13 protein-coding genes are annotated in these 18,651 nt (G+C 62.9%); 5 read left to right on the top strand and 8 right to left on the bottom strand.

Features of this window, described 5'->3' with window-relative positions:
* Positions 1–2: 2 nt before the first annotated feature.
* Positions 3–1,937 carry an amylo-alpha-1,6-glucosidase gene (locus tag P9292_RS11500; protein ID WP_309958995.1) on the bottom strand — a complete coding sequence of 645 codons (1,935 nt, stop codon included), beginning with the start codon at positions 1,935–1,937 and terminating at the stop codon, positions 3–5.
* Positions 1,934–2,410, bottom strand: coding sequence for a nuclear transport factor 2 family protein (locus tag P9292_RS11505; RefSeq protein WP_309958997.1), 477 nt, complete (start codon positions 2,408–2,410; stop codon positions 1,934–1,936). The genes P9292_RS11500 and P9292_RS11505 overlap by 4 nt, the downstream gene beginning before the upstream one ends.
* Positions 2,411–2,819: 409 nt before the next feature.
* Here P9292_RS11505 and P9292_RS11510 point away from each other — a divergent pair, with 409 nt between their 5' ends.
* Positions 2,820–4,199, top strand: a complete 1,380-nt coding sequence (locus P9292_RS11510) for a hypothetical protein (RefSeq protein ID WP_309958999.1) — start codon at positions 2,820–2,822, stop codon at positions 4,197–4,199.
* Between the two features lie 4 nt (positions 4,200–4,203).
* On the opposite strand, the gene P9292_RS11515 is transcribed toward P9292_RS11510, so the two are convergent.
* The 3 genes from P9292_RS11515 to uvrA form a co-directional block, all read right to left on the bottom strand.
* Positions 4,204–5,484, bottom strand: coding sequence for a DUF445 domain-containing protein (locus tag P9292_RS11515; RefSeq protein WP_250467331.1), 1,281 nt, complete (start codon positions 5,482–5,484; stop codon positions 4,204–4,206).
* 6 nt (positions 5,485–5,490) lie between these two features.
* Positions 5,491–5,928, bottom strand: coding sequence for an ACT domain-containing protein (locus P9292_RS11520; protein WP_250467332.1), 438 nt, complete (start codon positions 5,926–5,928; stop codon positions 5,491–5,493).
* Between the two features lie 61 nt (positions 5,929–5,989).
* Positions 5,990–11,812, bottom strand: coding sequence for an excinuclease ABC subunit UvrA (uvrA, locus tag P9292_RS11525; protein WP_309963986.1), 5,823 nt, complete (start codon positions 11,810–11,812; stop codon positions 5,990–5,992).
* Positions 11,813–12,290: 478 nt separating this feature from the next.
* Here uvrA and P9292_RS11530 point away from each other — a divergent pair, with 478 nt between their 5' ends.
* The 3 genes from P9292_RS11530 to P9292_RS11540 all read left to right on the top strand — a co-directional run bounded on the left by P9292_RS11530 (position 12,291) and on the right by P9292_RS11540 (position 15,164).
* Positions 12,291–14,276, top strand: a complete 1,986-nt coding sequence (locus P9292_RS11530) for a glycoside hydrolase family 28 protein (RefSeq protein ID WP_309959002.1) — start codon at positions 12,291–12,293, stop codon at positions 14,274–14,276.
* Between the two features lie 113 nt (positions 14,277–14,389).
* Entirely contained in the window at positions 14,390–14,749 is a 360-nt protein-coding gene (locus P9292_RS11535; protein WP_309959004.1) for a hypothetical protein, read from the top strand.
* Positions 14,750–14,846: 97 nt separating this feature from the next.
* Positions 14,847–15,164, top strand: a complete 318-nt coding sequence (locus P9292_RS11540) for a methyltransferase domain-containing protein (protein ID WP_409015157.1) — start codon at positions 14,847–14,849, stop codon at positions 15,162–15,164.
* A gap of 6 nt (positions 15,165–15,170) precedes the next feature.
* Here the strand turns inward: P9292_RS11540 and P9292_RS11545 are convergent, their stop codons facing one another.
* Positions 15,171–16,295 (bottom strand): M14 family metallopeptidase, encoded by a 1,125-nt coding sequence (locus P9292_RS11545; RefSeq protein WP_309959007.1) that lies wholly within the window; start codon positions 16,293–16,295, stop codon positions 15,171–15,173.
* Positions 16,296–16,322: 27 nt separating this feature from the next.
* Complete coding sequence (locus P9292_RS11550; RefSeq protein ID WP_250467336.1) at positions 16,323–17,087, bottom strand: transporter substrate-binding domain-containing protein; 765 nt, start codon at positions 17,085–17,087, stop codon at positions 16,323–16,325.
* Positions 17,088–17,205: 118 nt separating this feature from the next.
* On the opposite strand from P9292_RS11550, the gene P9292_RS11555 reads away from it, so the two are divergent.
* On the top strand, positions 17,206–18,123 hold the full coding sequence (locus P9292_RS11555) for a LysR substrate-binding domain-containing protein (RefSeq protein ID WP_309959008.1): 918 nt from the start codon (positions 17,206–17,208) through the stop codon (positions 18,121–18,123).
* Here P9292_RS11555 and P9292_RS11560 read toward each other — a convergent pair.
* Positions 18,108–18,611, bottom strand: coding sequence for a DUF6496 domain-containing protein (locus P9292_RS11560; protein ID WP_309959010.1), 504 nt, complete (start codon positions 18,609–18,611; stop codon positions 18,108–18,110). The genes P9292_RS11555 and P9292_RS11560 overlap by 16 nt on opposite strands.
* Positions 18,612–18,651 lie beyond the last annotated feature (40 nt).

The raw sequence follows: 18,651 nt of genomic DNA on the forward strand, positions 1-18,651 counted from the left end.
ATTTAGCGTGTTTCGGTCAGAAGCTTTTCTATGCGCAGCAATTCGCCGAGCGACCACGCCTGGAAAGGTGTGCCGCCAGGCGTATGGGGTGCATCGCCGTCGGCGACTTCTGACAGATGATCGAGACCGTACCGGTCCAGATGCGCTTCGAGCGGCGCGATGAAGCGCTCGCGCGCGCCCGCAGCGCCATGCACGCGAATCCACGCCTCGATGAACGGCCCGATCAGCCAGGGCCACACGGTTCCCTGATGATAGGCGCCGTCGCGTTCCAACACGCCACCCGCATAACGCGGACGATACGCCGGGTCGGCCGGCGCGAGCGTGCGCAAGCCGAGTGGTGTCAGCAGTTGGGTTTCCACTTGCGCGAGCACGGCTTGAGCGATGTCGCCATCGACGAGCGCGAAAGGCAGACCGCCCAGCGCAAAGATCTGATTCGGGCGGATCGAACGATCGAGCTTGCCGGCTTCGTGATCGGCATCGACGACATCGTACAGCGCGCGTGTGTCGGGATCGACGAAGCGCGCGAGGAAAGCCGCGCGCGCAGCGTCGCGCGGCGCGGTCCAGCGCGCATTCCACGCGCTTGCTATCGACAGCGCGTTGAACCACAGCGCCTCGACTTCCACCGGTTTGCCAATGCGCGGCGTCACCACCCAGTCGCCCGCCTTCGCGTCCATCCACGTGAGCTGAACGCCCGGGACGCCCGCGCGCAACAGACCGTCCGCGTCCGCCGCGATGCCAAAGCGCGTGCCGCGCGTATAGCCTTCGAGAATGGAATCGACCGCGTGTTGCAGGCGGCTCGCGGTCGCGGCGCTGGCGTGGCCCGTCGCCAGGTAATCGTGCACCGCCACGGCGAACCACAGCGAGGCATCGACCGAGTTGTATTCGGGCATGCCGCCGCCGTCCGGGAAGCGGTTGGGCAGCATGCCGTCCGAGAGCGTATCGGCCCATTCGAGCAGAATCGATTCGGCATCGGCGAAACGGCCCGCCGCGAGCAGAAGACCGCGCATCGAGATGAAGGTGTCGCGGCCCCAGTCGGTGAACCACGGATAGCCCGCGATGACCGTCTTGCCAACGTTGCGATCCACGATATAGGCGTCGGCGGAACGCGCGAGCCGCGAGCCGAACGCGGCGCGCCTTTGGCTCTCTCGCGTGGCGAGTCGGGTGGCAAGCGCTACCGCATTGCCCTCGTGCGCCTGTTCGCGGCCGGTGTCGGCATGAAAGATCAGCACCGCATCGCCGCGTACGAGATCGAAGCTGAAGACGCCGGGTGCGGCGAGGTCTTCGGTGAAATCGAGACCGCGGTCGCGCTCACGCGCATAGCTAAAGTTGCGATACCAGTCCGGCGCGTGCCGATAAGCCCCGTTCGACGTCGCGCCGATAGCCGGCAGATCGGCGTACGGACGCCAATGCACACGCTCCACGTCGACGGTTGCATCGAAGGAAAACGCGCCGTTCTCGTGATGCAGCGCGTGATAGTCGCGGCCCGAAAGAAGCGGCCGCACTTCGAGCGTGGCTTTCGGCACGGGCGTTTCGAGCCGCCAGCGCAGCACCGTCTCGCCGCTGTCCTTCACGACGAACACTTCCGCGCTCGCCACCGTTTCGTCGCCAATGCGAAAGCGCCACGTGGGCCACAGCGAAGTATCGAAGGAGAGGAGGCTCGCGGAGATGTCCGGGTACAGCACGTCGGGCGCGTAGCGTTGCATCGTGAGCGCGTGGCGCTTTCCGTTTACATCGAGCCATGCCTCGACGCCATTCACCAGCACGACGCGCCCGGCGGGCGGCGCGGTGGCGGCGAGCAGCAACGCCTGATAGCGCCGCGTGCGCAACGTGCCGACGGTGCCCGACGCGAAGCCGCCGAAGGCATCCGGTTCGAGCCATTCGTCTTCCAGATGCGCGGTGTCGAAAGGCGCGTCCCGATTCGCTTCGATACGCGTCATGTCGCCGCCTTGTTCCGATAATCGCTGAGCGCGCGCCGCGCCTTCTTCTGGATCGTCGCGCGCATTCGCGGTGTCCAGCCGAGCAGCAAACCGCTCGCGCCGAGCGCCTGACGGCTCCAGCGCCAGAGATCGAAGGTGTCGATGTGTTCGACGATGAAGCCATCGCGGATAGCAAAGCGCGACTCGATACGATTGACGACCGGCCAGCCCGTGGCCGAATAGGTATAACGCGCGATGGCGACGGCGCTCGCGGTCTGCCCGATCGAGCGGATTTCATCCACGGTCAGCGAGAAATCCGCCGCGCGGCCGAGCAACATGCGCCACATGTCGCCGACCTCACGGCCGTGCAGCAGGCCGAACGCGGGGTCCTGAAAGCGGATGTCGGGCGCGTAACACGCGGCCATCCCCTCGGCGTCGCGCTCCTGAAAGGCGCGGTAGAACCGCTCGATGAGTTCGGTGTTTGAATTGGGCATGAGCTTCCGGAAGGGCCGCTGGCGCGTGCAAGTTCGCATTCTCTCCCGGCTCGCGCAATGCTGCAGCGCTAATTGTTCGCGACTGCGTGCTTTGTCCGGCGTCTTTTAAACGCGATAGATGCGAAAAAGCAGGATTTCAGTCGAGTGATATTCAACTTGTCTTCAAATGCATCTGCAAATGACTACCCACCCATGCACACCCCCCGAAAAAAGGCGAAACCATAATTGACGCCGAAAAATTGTTTATCTAAATTCGTGTCACTTCCTACTCTCTTTAGAAACCTTCGTTCTAGCCGATACAGCATCGCAATGAAATTGCGGTGAAGCGTCTACACGCTTATTTGGTTTAGTTTCCCATTTGCGCTTCCAAAAGCCGATCATTTCACAACCGCCCGCTCTCGAGGCAGTCATGCGATTCCGAAAACCAAGAAATGCGCTGGTCAATGGGCAGGCCGAGTCCTTTCTCATGGATACCCGAAGCGGCTCGATTATCCGGTCGATCGATAATGCGGATTCTGATTGCGTTACCTACGTGCTTAACACCCGCGAGAACACACATTATTGCGCGTTATTGAATAAACTCGATCACCCCTACCGAAACGCATTACTGCAGCTTTCAATGGCGCTTGGCTTGCCGGTATCGATCAATGCTAATTGCCAACGATTTATTGACGTTGTTTCCGTAGGCCTGAAACACACGCGGTTATCCGAGACCTCGCTCTTCAAATGGAACCTGCTGAACGACGTCAGGACCGGACTCATCGTGCAGATAGACGATGCCGACAGCCTCGGAACCTTCGGCTATATTCTGCGCTGCCCCGACGGTTCGCATTATTGCGCGCAAATGACGCCGGATGATAACCGCAATCGCCATATGCTGATGCTCATGGCATTCAGATCGGGCTTGCCGGTGACTATTCGCGCCAGCGCGGATTATTACGTCACGGGCGTTTCGATCGGCTCACGGCGCTTCGGTCCGAATATCGAGTGCACGGCCGAGCCGCTCGGCAATACTCCGCGTACAGGTTTCATCGAAGAGATAATCGATACCGAAACCTGCGACACGCTCGGGATCGTTCTAAAAAGCGTGGATGGCGCGCGTTATCACGCTCGTCTGGAACGGCGACCGGACGCTGAAAAACTCGGGTTAATGATAATGGCAGTGGGTGCCGGCCTGCCACTTACCGTATATGGCAATGAATATCATTATATCACCGGCCTTTCAATCGGCACTTATCTCGCCGAAGAAACGCCGCCGCTGATCTGTTTCAGTCTCAGGCTGACCGAAACGCGTACCGGCTTTCTCACTCGCATAATCGATTACGACACGCTCGATCGAGTCAATTACCTTTTGCGCGCGTGGGACGGCCGCCAATATTGCGTGCAAATGAACGCGAAGATCTGCCCTCACCGCCACCACATGTTGGTCCGCGCGCTGGCGTGGGGGTTGCCGGTCAGTATCACCGCAGACGTCAATTCCGTCGTAACCGGCGTCGCGGTCGGCCTGCCGCGCGCGGGCAGTCCCAGTTTTCATTGTGGTGACGAACGTCATGCCGGCACGAAAACGGGCAATGTCACGCGCTTGATCGATGCCAACTGCGCCGGCGACCAGCCGAGCTACGTGCTCCAGACACCCGACGGCATGGAGTGGCGCGTGCGGACCGCCGCGAACGCCGACGCGAACCGCAACGCGTTGCTGGAAATAGCGCTCACTTCCGGCTTGTCCGTGACCATCGATGACGCCGGCGGCAGGCGCTCCGCCGGGCGTCTGAGCGTGGAGCGGCGATAAAGCGTCAGGCCGTAAGAACCGTTACCGCATGAATCAGCAGCCCGACCGCGCCGCCCACGAGCGTGCCGTTCACGCGAATGAACTGCAGATCGCGGCCGATATTCAGCTCGACATCGCGCACGAGCGTGGCGTCGTCCCATTGCTTGACGGTCGCGGCAATGTGTTTCGCGATCCCCTCGCGCAACTCCGGCGCAAGCGCTTTCAGCGCGTCGCGCATGTGTTCGTTGATCGAATCGCGCAAGGCCGGATCGCCGCCCAGCGCCTGCGCAAAGCTGCCGGCCACCGCCACGACGCGCCCGTGCAGCGTCGAGTCCGGGCGCTTGAGATCGGCGTCGAGCCAGCCGATGAACTCGTCCCAAAGACCGCTCACGTAGCCGCGCAACTCCGGCCGCGCGAGCCACTCGCGTTTGTGGTCGTCGATACGCGACTTGAACGCCGGATCGCTCCTCAGACGCTCGATGAAGCGCGCGACCGCTTCGTCGAAAGCCTTGCGACGCTCGTGTTCCGGGTCCTCGCTGACATCGTGCAGCCATTGATTCGCGCCGCGCACGAGACCTGCCGCGAACTTCGCGCCGAGTTCCTCCGCGTTCAGTCCGACGAAACCCAGCATGCCGATGAGCTTCGGATACTCCTCGCCCGCCACGCCGACGATGCGCGCCGCCAGCATCTCCTGCACTTCGGGCTTGTCGAGCCACGCGGCCATCTGCTTCAGGCCTTCGTCGAGCAGCAACTGATGACGGCGATCCTCCGTCAGCGTCGACAGTACTTCGCCCGCCGCGCCCGCGAGATCGAATTGCTCGGCGCGGCGGCGGATGGCTTCGTGAAGCATCGACTTGACACGCTCGTCGTCGATCAGGGACAGCAACTGACCGACCGCCGTCACTGCCTTGTTGCCGAGCAACGCGGCGTTCTTGGGCTCGGCGAGCCAGAGCGACAGGCGGCTTGCCGGGTCGAAGGCGTTGACGCGCGCGACGAGCGCATCGGTGCCGAGAAAGCGGTCGCGCACGAATGCGGCGAGGTTGTCCGCCACCCGCGCCTTGTTCGCGGGAAGGATGGCGGTATGCGGAATCGGTACGCCGAGCGGATGCCGGAACAGCGCGACGACCGCGAACCAGTCCGCGAGCGCGCCGACCATCGCGGCTTCCGCGAACGACGAGACCCACGCCCACGCGCCGGCATCGTGCTGACTTTTGGCGAGCGCGAAAAGCGCGCCCGCCGCGACGAGCAGCGCGGCTGCGAACCACTTCATGCGCTTGAGCGCGACGGCTTTATCCTGCGTATCCATGCTGTGCTATCGAGTTGGCGGGTTTGACGAGGGCGCAAGCTTATCAGCACTTCGCTGCAAGGCTAAGAGGGTGTCGATTGCGCGCCCGGCATGGTCCACCGGCACGAAGATGTGATCGTGATAAGCCGCCGCAAGCACATTGCAACTGATGCCCGCGTCGCCGAGCGCACGCGCGAACGCAGCCGTCAGCCCGACCGCGGCGAGGTCCGAATGCACCGTGAGCGTGATCCACGCGGCGCGAAACAACGGCGCGATGTTGGCCGCTTGCGCCGCCGCTTCCTCCATCACGACGGTCATGCCTTCGCGTTCACGGAACGTGGCGACGATGCCCGCGCCGCTCACCACCGCATCGTGCGGCAGGGACGCGAACACATAGACGCCGGGCTGAAGCTCGGGACGCATCGAAGCGAGCAGCGTGTTCAGATCCGAAATGGCTTGAGACATGATTGCTCCACCCAATGCGACGGCGCGGGCTTGACTGCAAGCCCGCGCCAGATCGCGATTTTCAGGCCGCGTCTTCCGTCGCGCGCGTTCGACCGAGCACGGGCCGCAGCGCCGTTCCGGTGTGACTGCGCGGATGGCTCGCCAGCGTTTCCGGGTCCGCCGCCGCGACGATCGTGCCGCCGTTCACGCCGCCTTCGGGTCCGAGATCGAGCACCCAGTCCGCTTCGGCGATCACATCGAGATCGTGCTCGATGACGATCACGCTATGCCCGCCATCCACCAGCCGATGCAGCACGCGAATCAGCTTGGCGACATCGGCCATGTGCAGACCGACCGTCGGTTCGTCGAGCACGTAGAGCGTGTGCGGCGGCTTCTGGCCACGCCGCGTGACGTCGTCGCGCACCTTCGACAACTCGGTGACGAGTTTGATGCGCTGCGCCTCGCCGCCCGAGAGCGTCGGCGACGGCTGGCCGAGCGTGAGATAACCGAGGCCCACGTCCTTCATCAACTGCAACGGATGCGCGATGCTGTTCATCGACGCGAAGAACTCCACGGCTTCGTCGATCTCCATGGTCAGCACTTCGCCGATATTCTTGCCGCGCCAAGTCACCGCAAGCGTCTCCGGATTGAAGCGCTGGCCGTGGCAAACATCGCACGGCACCTTCACGTCCGGCAAGAAGCTCATGGCGATAGTGCGCACGCCCTGGCCTTCGCACGCCGGGCAGCGTCCGTCGCCGGTGTTGAACGAGAAACGCGATGGCGTGTAGCCGCGCGCGCGGGCTTCGAGCGTATCGGCGAAAAGCTTGCGGATGGTGTCCCACATGCCGATATACGTAGCCGGACAAGAACGCGGCGTCTTGCCGATGGGCGTCTGATCCACTTCCAGCACGCGATCGATCGACTCGAAGCCGGTCACGCCCGCGCAGCCTTGCCACGCGTGCACGACATCGAACTTGGGGCGCGGCGCTTCGCGCGCGAGCACGGAAGCGCGCGACTTCGCGGGCGCATCGGTCTGCACGGCGCGGCGCGCGCGTCGCACGGCGGGCGACGAAAGCACCGAGCGGCCGACGGCATCGAGCAGGTTGGTCATCAGCACGTCGCGTGCGAGCGTGGACTTGCCCGAACCGGAAACGCCCGTGATGGCGACCAGACGATTGAGCGGCACGCTCGCCGTCACGTTGCGCAGATTGTGCAGCGTCGCCTTTTCGACCGTGAGCCATTGCTCGGGCACGGCGGGCCGCTTGCCCGCGGCCGCGCGCACTTCGCGACGCGGCTGCAACGGATGCACGATCGGGTTCGCGAGCATCTGACCCGTGAGCGAGTCCTTGTGCGCGGCGAGGTCCGACACCGTGCCCTGCGCGACCACCGTGCCGCCACGCTTGCCCGCGCCCGGCCCGATATCGATGATGTGATCCGCGCGGCGAATGGTGTCCTCGTCGTGCTCGACGACGACGAGCGTATTGCCCTTGTCGTTGAGCTTCTTGAGCGCGGACAGCAGGATCAGATTGTCACGCGGATGCAGTCCGATGGTCGGTTCATCGAGCACGTAACACACGCCTTGCAGGTTGCTGCCGAGCTGCGCCGCGAGCCGGATGCGCTGCGCTTCGCCGCCCGACAGCGTGGGCGCGGCGCGATCCAGACTCAGATAACCGAGGCCCACTTCCTCGAGAAATTGCAGACGCCCTTCGATCTCGCTGATGACATCGCGCGCGATGTCCGCATCGCGGCCTTGCAGCTTGAGCGCCGCGATCCATTCGCGCGTGTCGGTCACGGTCCAGCGACCGACCTCCGTGATCGGATAATTGCCGAACGTGACGGCGCGCGCCACGTCGTTCAGACGCGTGCCTTCGCACTCGGGACACGGTTGATCGACGATATCGTCCGGTTCCTGATCCACCGAACCGATGCTCTGTTCGCGGCCGCGATCGTCCTGCGCGAAGACCGTATCGTCGAATGCGGCGCGCTGTTCGCGCGTGAGTTTCACGCCCGTGCCCACGCATGTGTTGCACCAACCGTGCTTGCTGTTGTACGAAAACATACGCGGATCGAGTTCGGGGTAACTCGTGCCGCAAGTGGGACATGCGCGCTTGGTCGAGAACACGATGGTCTCTTCCTTGCCGCGCTTCTTGCCATTGGACAACGCGCCGTGCAGATCGTCGAGCGGCGCGCACAAATGCATCACGCCCTTGCCGAGTTCGAGCGCATCGTCCAGCAGGCGGCGCAGTTCCGCTTCGTTATCCGCCGATACCACGAGGTCCGCCACGGGCAGTTCGATCGTATGTTCGCGGAAACGATCGAGCTTCGGCCACGGATCGACGGAGAGGAATTCGCCATCCACACGCAGATGCGAGTTGCCGCGCGCCTTTGCCCATTTCGCGAGATCGGTGTAGACGCCCTTGCGATTCACGACGAGCGGCGCGAGCAGGCCGACGTGCTGACCTTTGTAGTCACGCAAAATCTGCGCGGCTATCGACTCCGAACTTTGCGCCTGCACCGGCGTGCCGTCGTTGACGCAGTGCTGTATGCCGAGCTTCACATAGAGCAGCCGAAGGAAGTGCCACACTTCCGACGTGGTCGCGACGGTGCTCTTGCGGCCGCCGCGCGAAAGACGCTGTTCGATTGCCACGGTCGGCGGAATGCCATAGACCGCATCGACTTCCGGCCGGCCAGCGGGCTGCACGATGGAACGCGCATACGCATTGAGCGATTCGAGGTAACGGCGCTGACCTTCGTGGAAAAGAATGTCGAAGGCGAGCGTCGATTTGCCCGAGCCCGACACGCCCGTGACCACGTTGAATTTGTTGTGCGGGATATCGACATCGAGCGACTTCAGGTTGTGTTCGCGCGCATTCACGATACGCACCACGTCCTCGCCCTGCAGAGCACGGCGCGCGCTCGCCACTTCCGCGGCCAGTTGCAGCGGCACGCCCGCGCGCTTGTCGGCGGCGCCGGGCGCCATCGCTTCTTCATAATCGACGAGCGCGCGACCCGTGTGCGAATGCTCGCACGCGGCCACTTCATCCGGCGTGCCGACACATACCACCTGACCGCCGCCGTCGCCACCTTCCGGACCGAGATCGATGATCCAGTCGGCCGCGCGAATCACGTCGAGATTGTGTTCGATGACGATCAAGGAATGCCCGCGTTCGAGCAAACGGCCGAGCGCACGCATGAGCTTGGCGATGTCGTCGAAATGCAGGCCCGTGGTGGGCTCGTCGAACATGAAGAGGCGGCCGTGCTTCGCTTCGCTCTTGCTCGCGGGCGACGCGGTTTCCGCCAGAAAACCCGCGAGTTTCAGGCGCTGCGCTTCGCCGCCCGAAAGCGTGGGCACCGGCTGACCGAGCTTCACGTATTCGAGGCCGACATCGACGATAGGCTGCAACACGCGCAATACTTCCGCATCATTCGCAAACAGCTCGACGGCTTCGCTCACCGTGAGTTCGAGCACGTCCGCCACGCTCAGATGCCGGCCGCCGCGCTCGATCTTCACATCGAGGATTTCCGCGCGATAACGCCTGCCGTCGCAATCGGGACACCGCAGATAGACGTCGCTCAGAAACTGCATCTCGACGTGTTCGAAGCCCGAGCCGCCGCAAGTCGGGCAGCGGCCATCGCCGGAATTGAAGCTGAACATGCTTGCGCTATAGCCGCGCTGTGCGGCAAGCGGCGCTTTCGCAAAGAGCTTGCGCAACTCGTCGAACGCGCCGACGTAACTCGCCGGATTCGAGCGCGCCGTGCGGCCGATAGGCGATTGATCGACGAAGACCACATCGCTCAGTTGCTCCGCGCCCTTCAACGCGCGAAACGCGCCCGGCGTCTCGGTCGCCTTGCCGAAGTGACGCATGAGCGCGGGCGCGAGCACGTCCTGAATCAAGGTCGATTTGCCCGAACCCGATACGCCTGTCACGCAGACGAGACGTTGCAACGGAATCTCGACCGTGACGTCTTGCAGGTTGTGATCGCTCGCGCCTTCGAGCACGAGACGCGGCGTCTTCGCGTCGGTCGCGCGACGATTCCAGTTCGACGCGTGCGCCACTTGCTTGCGGCCGCCGAGATAGGCGCCGGTGAGCGTGTCGCTCGACTCGATATCGCCCGGCGTGCCGTCATAGACGATCTGCCCGCCGCGTTCACCCGGCCCCGGACCCATGTCGATGAGACGATCCGCCGCAAGCATCACCGATGGATCGTGCTCCACGACGACGAGCGTATTGCCCGCATCGCGCAGACGATGCATGGCCTCGACGATGCGGTTCAAATCGCGCGGATGCAGCCCGATGCTCGGTTCATCCAGCACGAAAAGCGTATTGACGAGCGAAGTGCCGAGCGCGGTCGTCAGATTGATACGCTGCACTTCGCCGCCCGACAGCGTGCGGCTCTGCCGGTCCAGCGTGAGATAGCCGAGCCCGACATCGCAGAGATACTTCAGACGCGTGCGCACCTCGGCGTGCAAGAGCTTGAGTGCTTCATCGAGCAAGGTCGAGGGCAGCGTGAGCGAATCGAAGAAGCGGCGGATGCGCTCTATCGGCATCAGCATGAGATCGTGCACGGTGAGACCGGGCAGCGCTTCGAGCTGCTCGCGTGTCCAGTCGACGCCCTTCGGCATGAAGCGACTGGCCGGCGCGAGCACGGCATCGGCCTGCTCCTTCGTGCCGAGACGCCACAGCATGGATTCGGTCTTCAGACGCGCGCCGTCGCATGTCGGGCACGTCGTATAGCTGCGGTACTTCGAGAGCAGCACGCGGATATGCATCTTGTACGCCTTCGACTCTAGATAGTCGAAGAAGCGCTGCACGCCGTACCACTGGTTCTGCCACTTGCCGGTCCAGTCGGGCGATCCGTGGATGACCCAGTCGCGTTCCTTCTGCGTGAGTTCGTTCCATGGCACGCCGAGACGAATGCCCGCCTTCGCGCCGTAGCGCACGAGATCGTCCTGATTTTCTTTCCACGCGGGCGTTTGCAGCGTCTTGACCGCGCCCTCGCGCAGCGTCTTCTTTTCATCGGGAATGACGAGGCCGAAATCCACGCCGATCACGCGGCCGAAACCACGGCACGCTTCGCACGCGCCGTAGGCCGAATTGAACGAGAACAGCGCGGGCTGCGGGTCCGCGTAACGCAGATCGCTTTCGGGGCTATGCAGACCGGTCGAGAAGCGCCAGATTTCCGGCTCGCCTTCGTCCTTCAGCATGTACACATTCACGCGACCGGTGCCGCGCAAGAGCGCGCTTTCGATCGCTTCGAGCGCGCGCGAGCGTTCGGTGTTGTGCAGGCGAAAACGGTCCGCGACGACGTCGAGCAACTGGCGCTTGCCGCTTTCGGTTTCGATGTGACGTTTCGCCTGAACGCGCGTATAGCCGCTCGCGGAAAGCCATTGAGCAACTTCGTCATCGCTTGCGCTGTCCGGCAATTCGACCGGGAACGTGATCGCGAGACGCGGGTCGTCCGTGCGCGTGCGCTCGAGCAGTTCGGCGTAAATGGTTTCCGGCGTGTCATGACGCACGCGCAGCGCGGACTTCTTGTCGAACAGTTCTGCGGCGCGGGCGTAGAACAGTTTCAGGTGATCGTTCAGTTCGGTCATCGTGCCGACGGTCGAGCGCGAGCTGCGCACCGGGTTCGTCTGGTCGATGGCGATGGCGGGCGGCACTCCATCCACGCGATCCACCTGCGGCCGGTCCATGCGGTCGAGAAACTGCCGGGCGTAGGCGCTGAAGGTTTCGACATAGCGCCGCTGGCCTTCGGCATAAAGCGTGTCGAACACGAGACTCGATTTACCCGAACCGGAAGGGCCGGTGACAACCGTCATCTGGCCGGTGTGCAGGTCGAGATCGAGATTCTTGAGATTGTGTTGCCGAGCGCCGCGGATGCGGATTGCGTTGTTCGATGCCAATTTTTCAACCGGTTCAATGAGTTGGACGGCTGTCACGAGCCGCTTGCAGCGGCGCGTCGATTGCTCGAAACGCGCCTCTTGCAGCGAACAGTACTGTACACGCATACAGTATTCGCTGCCAAACGTCGCGGAAGTGTCAGCCGGGGTGTTGGGTAGTGTCGCAAAGTTCTCGCCCGGCGATCGGCGGAGAGAGCGGCCGCTGTTCGGTTGCGTTCGGCCTGCGAGCAAACATCTTAGTGTCATTGGCGAACGTCGTCGGCGCCGGGGTGGGTTGCGCACTATGCGGGAAAGTCCCAACCCGACGCTGCCTGACTTTACTTGACCAATGCCTGACAACTTCGATATCGTAAGTCAGGAAAACGATTTCCCGAAGCTTCGTCTCGATCCATTTGCTGCAGCGCAAGCATCCGGTTAACCGTTGTACGAAGACTTCACCAAATCCACAAAACCGGCCCCGACCGGATCCAGGAGACAACAAATGAAATCCCCAAAACCGTCAGCAGGTTCGCTATCACGACGTTCTTTCGTCAAACTCGCGGGCGTCTCGGTAAGCGCCCCACTTTTCGGCGGAATCAGCGCAATGAGCCTCCTTAGCGCCTGCGGCGGTCATGACGATTCAGCGCCCGCCACCGTGCAAGACGCGATCTGGGGCCCGTCCGGCTCCGCCACGCAAATCGTCAATGCGCTCAAGGGCGTATCGACGTCGATGGTGCCGAGCCGTCATTTCCTCGTCACCGATTACGGCGCGAAGCCATGCGCTGTCGTGGCGGCGGCGAATCCTTATACCGATGCCACGAAGTCGCCCCTGAGCAGCGGCGCCGATCAGACGCAAGCGCCCGGCTCGTTCGATTCGCGTCCCGCCTTTTTCGCGGCCATCGCGGCGTGCAGCGCGGCGGGCGGCGGACGCGTCGTCGTGCCAGCGGGCAACTGGTATTGCGCGGGGCCGATCGTGCTGCAATCGAACGTCGACTTTCATCTGAGCGCGAACTGCGAAATTTTCTTCAGCCCGAACCCGGCCGATTACGCGAAAGACGGCCCGATCGACTGCGGCCCGAACGGCAAGTTGTTTTACAGCCGCTGGCAGGCAAACGATTGCCTCAACTACGGCCCGCCCGTCTATGCGCGCAATCAGACCAACGTCGCGCTCACGGGCGAAGGCGATACGTCCGTGCTCAATGGCCAGGCAATGACGCCCTTTGCCGGCAGCGGTAACACCGCGACGAGCTGGTGGACGTGGAAGGGCAATAACGGCGTGTATGGCTGCGTCAATTCGTCGACGCCGTCACAAGCGTCGAGCAACTCGAAGAACGTCGATCTCAAAACGGCCGCGCCCGGTATCTCCGATGCGCTCTACGCCGAACTCACCAACCCCGCCACGCCGTGGCAGCAGGACCAGAACTATCTGCCCGCGCTGTCCGAGGCGGGTGTCGCCATCGAGAAGCGCATCTTCGGTCTCGGGCATTATCTGCGGCCTTGCATGGTGGAATTCATCGGTTGCACGAACGTGTTGATGGAGAGCTACCGCACCATCAATACGCCGTTCTGGCAGCATCATCCGACCGACTGCAAGAACGTGGTGATGCGCAGCGTGACGGTGGACAGCATCGGTCCGAACAACGATGGCTTCGACCCCGACGCCTGCGACATGGTCCTGTGCGAAAGCGTCGTGTTCAACACGGGCGACGACTGCATCGCCATCAAGTCGGGCAAGGATCTCGACACGCAATACGGCCCGGCGCAAAACCACGTCATTCAAAACTGCACGATGAACAGCGGCCACGGCGGCGTCACGCTAGGCAGCGAAATGGGCGGCGGCGTGCAGAAAATCTATGCGCGCAATCTGCAGATGCTCAACAAGTTCTGGGCGACCAACTCGCTGAACATTGCGATTCGCGTGAAGACGAACATGAATCGCGGCGGCTTCGTGAAGGACTTCTACGTCGATAACGTGACCTTGCCCAACGGCGTCAGCCTCACGCCGTCCGGTTACGGCAGCAGCCTGCTCGCGGGCAGTCCGATCAACGCGACCGTGCCGCTCGGCGTGGCGACGGCCAGCGCGGCGAATCCATCGGCGGCGCAGGGCGGCATCATCACCTTCGATTGCGATTATCAGCCGTCGAAAGACGCCATCCGCACGCGTCCCGCCCTCGTGCAGAACGTGAACATTTCCAACGTGAAGGCGAGCAACGTCACGGCGAACGGCGCGACGGGATCGTGTTTTCAGGCGATCGTCGCGCAAGGACCGGTCGCGTTCGATTACAACGGCCCCGCGCCGGTGCCGGCCATTCCGGCCATCACCGGGGTGACCATCACCGATTGCGATTTCGGCACGCCCGTTGCGGCCGGACCGGCGACGGCGGCAACGCCCGGGCCGATCTATGCGTACAACGTGCATGACATCGTGTTGAAGAACACGGTGATCGCGGGGCAGACGTTGAATCAGACGGTGAGTGACGCGCGGTAAGAAGCTTTGGGCTGCGGGCTTCGAGTCCGCAGCCGCTTGCCGTTATGTGCCCATTCGCGGCATGTTGAAATGCGCGCCCGCTTTCATCTGGTACGACGATGCTGTTCGACGGCATGAATAAGGCTGCGCCTTATTCAACATGCAAAGGCTGCGCGAAACCGAGCGCCCTGTGTGGACTCGCCGACTTCTCGCGCGGTGGCGCGGATCATCTGGCTGGATGTAAAGTCGATCCGTATTTCGGCACATCGATCTACTACTATCGTTGCGAGCAATGCGGATTTATCCACGCGCCCGCCTTCGACGACTGGACGCCAAACGACTTCAGCGAACACATCTATAACGCGGCTTACGAACGGCAAGATCTTGACTACACCTTCGCGCGGCCAAATGCCAACGCACAGATGATCGCCGAGTTTTTTCCCGGCCTCACGCAAGAAAAGCTTCTCGATACGGCGCCGGATCAGGGATTCTAGAACAGCAACTTGGCTTCGCGGGTTCGAACGAATACGCTCGTACGATCCCTTTGGCGAAGCGTCCGACCATACGTCGCTGATCGACCGATACGGCGTCGTGCTTGCATTCGAAGTCGAGCATCACGTCGAGCCGCGTCGACTCGTCGATACACTGGCAAGCCTTATCGACGGCAACGGCGCAATGCTCATCAGTACGCTGTTCGTTCCTCAAAGCAATTTGCGCGATGATATCGGGCAGTGGTGGGATTGCATGCCTCGCAACGGCCATGTGTCGTTTTATACGGCGTCTGCACTGTCGCTACTGGCATTGGTGAACGGTCTCGAAGCCGCGACATTCAGCGAAGGCCTGCATCTTCTTTATCGCCGCGAATTTCCGGATTGGGCGAGGCACGTCAACCACACGCTCTTGCACTAACCCACATCACGCCCCGATCAACGACCCCGTCCTGAACGCCGTCTGCCCCGTCACCCGCCCCATCGGTGCACCGGCCTGCGCGAAACGGATCGCACGCCGCATATAAAACACGCCATCGTTTTTCGTCGCGACCGTGGTCACGGCATCCGTCAGTGGATCGACGATATCGAACACCGCGTCGCCAGCCTTCAACCTCGCCCCGACCGACGCGCGATACACGACGATGCCGCTCACCGGCGCAATCAATTGCTCGCTGCCCGCAAGCGGCGTCGCGCCGAGTACGAGCGGCGGCAACGCGCGCGCCTCGCCTTCGATCACGCCGCGCGCGATCAGAAAGTCAACGATGGCATCCGCATCGTGTTGCGCCGTCTCGTAGCTCACGTCGCGCTGCCCGCGATGCTCCACCGTCGCCGCGATGTTCGGCGCACCGAGCGGCACGTCGCCGCCGAGCAACGCACGGACTTCGTTCCACAAGAGCGCGTGGATTTCGTCGAACGACTGCCCGCCCGAATCCGTTGCGAGCAGCACGCCGTTCGCGCCGAGATAATGTGCAAGCGGTTCCAGCGCGGGCCAGCTTGCCGGGCTCGTGTAGAGATGCATCGTGGCTTCGAGCGAACAATGCAGATCGAGCACGATGTCGGCATCGGATGCGAGCGTCAGCAGCGTCAGCCGCAGCGACTCGAACTCGTTCTTCGCGCGCATTTCGCCGAGCATGTCCCGCACGGCGCGACGCAAGAGGCGCGCGTTGTATGCGGCGTCGCTGCTCGACCACGCCATGCCGATACGTTCGATCAACGCCTGCGCGGGCGGCATCGGAAAACCGCGGTTGAAGTTGTGGCCGCTATTCGCATCGAAGCGGCCAAGGAATTGCCCGAGCACATGCTGCGACAAGCCGACAGGATTCGCCACCGGCACGAGGACGATCTCGCCACGCAAGCGCCCTTCCCCTTCGAGTTGCAGCAGACGCTTCTTCAGCTGCCACGCCGTGAGCATCGCGGGGGTTTCGTCGGCATGCAGCGAGGCCTGGATGTAGACCTTCTCGCCGCTTCGTTCTGCACCGAAATGAAAGCTGACGAGTTCGCGCGCCGTACCGAGCGTCGTGGAAACGAGCGGCGTGTGTCGTGTTTGCATCAATGAAAAAGTCCGTGAAAGATGGGCTCAGTCGCCGTAGACGTCGAAGTCGAAGTACTTGTGCGCGATCTTCTGATACGTGCCGTCCGCGCGCATGTCGGTCACGGCCTTGTCGACCTTCGTCTTCAGCGCGGCATCGTCCTGGCGCATGCCCATGCCCACGCCGTGATCGCCCATGGAAAGCGGCGCGCCGACGAACGCGAAGCCCGCGCCGCGCGCGGTCTTCAGGAAGCCGTGCTCCGCTTCGACGGAGCCGAGCAACGCGGCATCGAGCCGGCCCGCGACGAGATCGTTGAACACACCCTCCTGACTCTGATACGCAACGATTTCCACGCCGCCCGGCTGCCAGTTCTTCATGGCGTAGGTCTCGAACTGACTGCCGCTTTGCACGCCGACGCGCTTGCCGGCGAGACCCTGCGCGCTCGGCGCGAGCGACGCTCCGCTCCTTGCGATCAGACGAGAGCGGAACTGGAACAGCTTCGTCGAAAACGCAATCTGCTTCATGCGCTTGTCGGTGATCGCCATCGACGACATGATCCCGTCGATCTTGCGCGCTTGCAGCGCCGGAATCATGCCGGAGAATTCCAGCTCGACCCACTGGCAGCGCATCGCGATGCGGCGGCAGATTTCATCGCCGAGATCGACGTCGAAGCCCGCGACATGGCCGTCGGGCGTCTTCACATCCATCGGCGGATAACCAGGGTCGATGCCCAGGCGCAAGGTATCGGCGTCCTTCGCGCTTGCAACGAACGGAGACATCGCAAGCGTGGCGGCAAGAGCGCTGCTGAGCATGAACGTTTTGAACATGGGTCGGCGGGATATTTTCGGGATTGGAGCGCTCATGCTAAGCGGACAAAGCGCCCTAAAAAAGAGGCATTTTAATTATCATGATCACTTTTCGAGATCGCCGATGGAATTGACGCTGACCCAATTGCGAATCTTCGTGGCCGTTGCAGAGGCGGGCAGCCTGCGCGCGGCCGCACGGCGTCTGACGATTGCGCAGAGCGGCATCACTCAGCAGTTACGCAAGCTGGAAGCGCTAGCGGGCGGGCCGCTTTTCGAACGCGATGTACGTGGCGTGCGGCTGACGAGCTCCGGCGAACGCCTGCGTGTGCGCGCCGATCTAATACTCGGCGAATGTGCGAAGACCGAAGAAGAGATGCGTCAGATGCGCGGCGAATTGACCGGCAGCGTTGCGCTTGGTCTGGCAGCCGATGCGACCATGCGGCTGTTTCCCGCGCTGCTCGCGAGCTTCAGAGAGCGCTGTCCGCGTATCGATGTGCATTTGACGAGCGCGACGTCGCGCGTGCTGACGTCATGGGTGCGCGAGGGACGGCTCGATTTTGCCCTCGCACTCATTGCGCCCGACGCGGACATCCATGATATGGAGACGACACGGCTGTTCGATTCCAATGTCGCGGTGATCGCGCGGAAGGGGCATCCGCTTGCACGCGCGCGCAAGCTTTCGAGTCTCTGCAATGCCGAGTGGGTAAGCACGCGTCACGCGGGCAACAAGCTGTCCGCGCTATTCGATACGGCCCGGCTTCCGCCGCCCAAAGTCGCGGTAACCACCGAAGCGGTCTTCGACACGCTTCATTGCATCGCCGCAAGCGACTACCTTGCGCTCGAACCGGCGAGCCTCGTGGCGCATCCGTTTTTTCGGGAACACATCACCGTGATCCCGATTGCCGAACGCGCCGCGCCGACGCCCGTCTGCCTGCTTCGAAGAGCGGGCGTGCCGCTCACGCCCGCGGCGCAAGAACTCGCGATGATGGCCGTATCGTTCGCGCGAATGCTCCCGCGCGCGGCGGATCAACGTGCCGAGTGACGCGCAGATGAACCCTTCGATGCAGCGCTGGCGTTCTTGCGCCGCGTTGCCCAGCCCTTCTTCGCGGCAGCCGAGCGATCCGCCACCGAGCGCCGGCTTGCGCTTGCATGCGCCTGCCGCGACAGCGAATTGTGCGATGCCGCTTTCGTGCTTTCGCGCTTCAGCACGCGCGTGGACGTCGCGGAACGCTTTGCCTTCGACTCCGTGCTCGGACTCTTTCTCGTGCGATGCGCGGCTTTCGTGTCTTGTGCGGCTTTCTTGCGCGTGGCCTCAGACGTGGTGGCCTTCTTCGGCGTCTTGACCTTTACGCCGGAGCGGCGGGCTTCGGATAGACCGATGGCGATGGCCTGCTTCGCGGACTTCGCGCCATGCTTGCCCTCGCGGATGTGATCGATCTGTTCTTTCACGAAATTGCCCGCCTGGGTGCTGGCGGACTTGCCTGCGCGCTTCGCCTTGGTGGCGTTTTCGACGGTTTTCTTTTCGGGCATGTCGGTACTCCTTGGGAAGTTGACTTGCACCGGGGAAGGC

The sequence above is a fragment of the Caballeronia sp. LZ001 genome (assembly GCF_031450875.1).
In the GTDB taxonomy this organism is placed as follows: Bacteria; Pseudomonadota; Gammaproteobacteria; order Burkholderiales; family Burkholderiaceae; genus Caballeronia.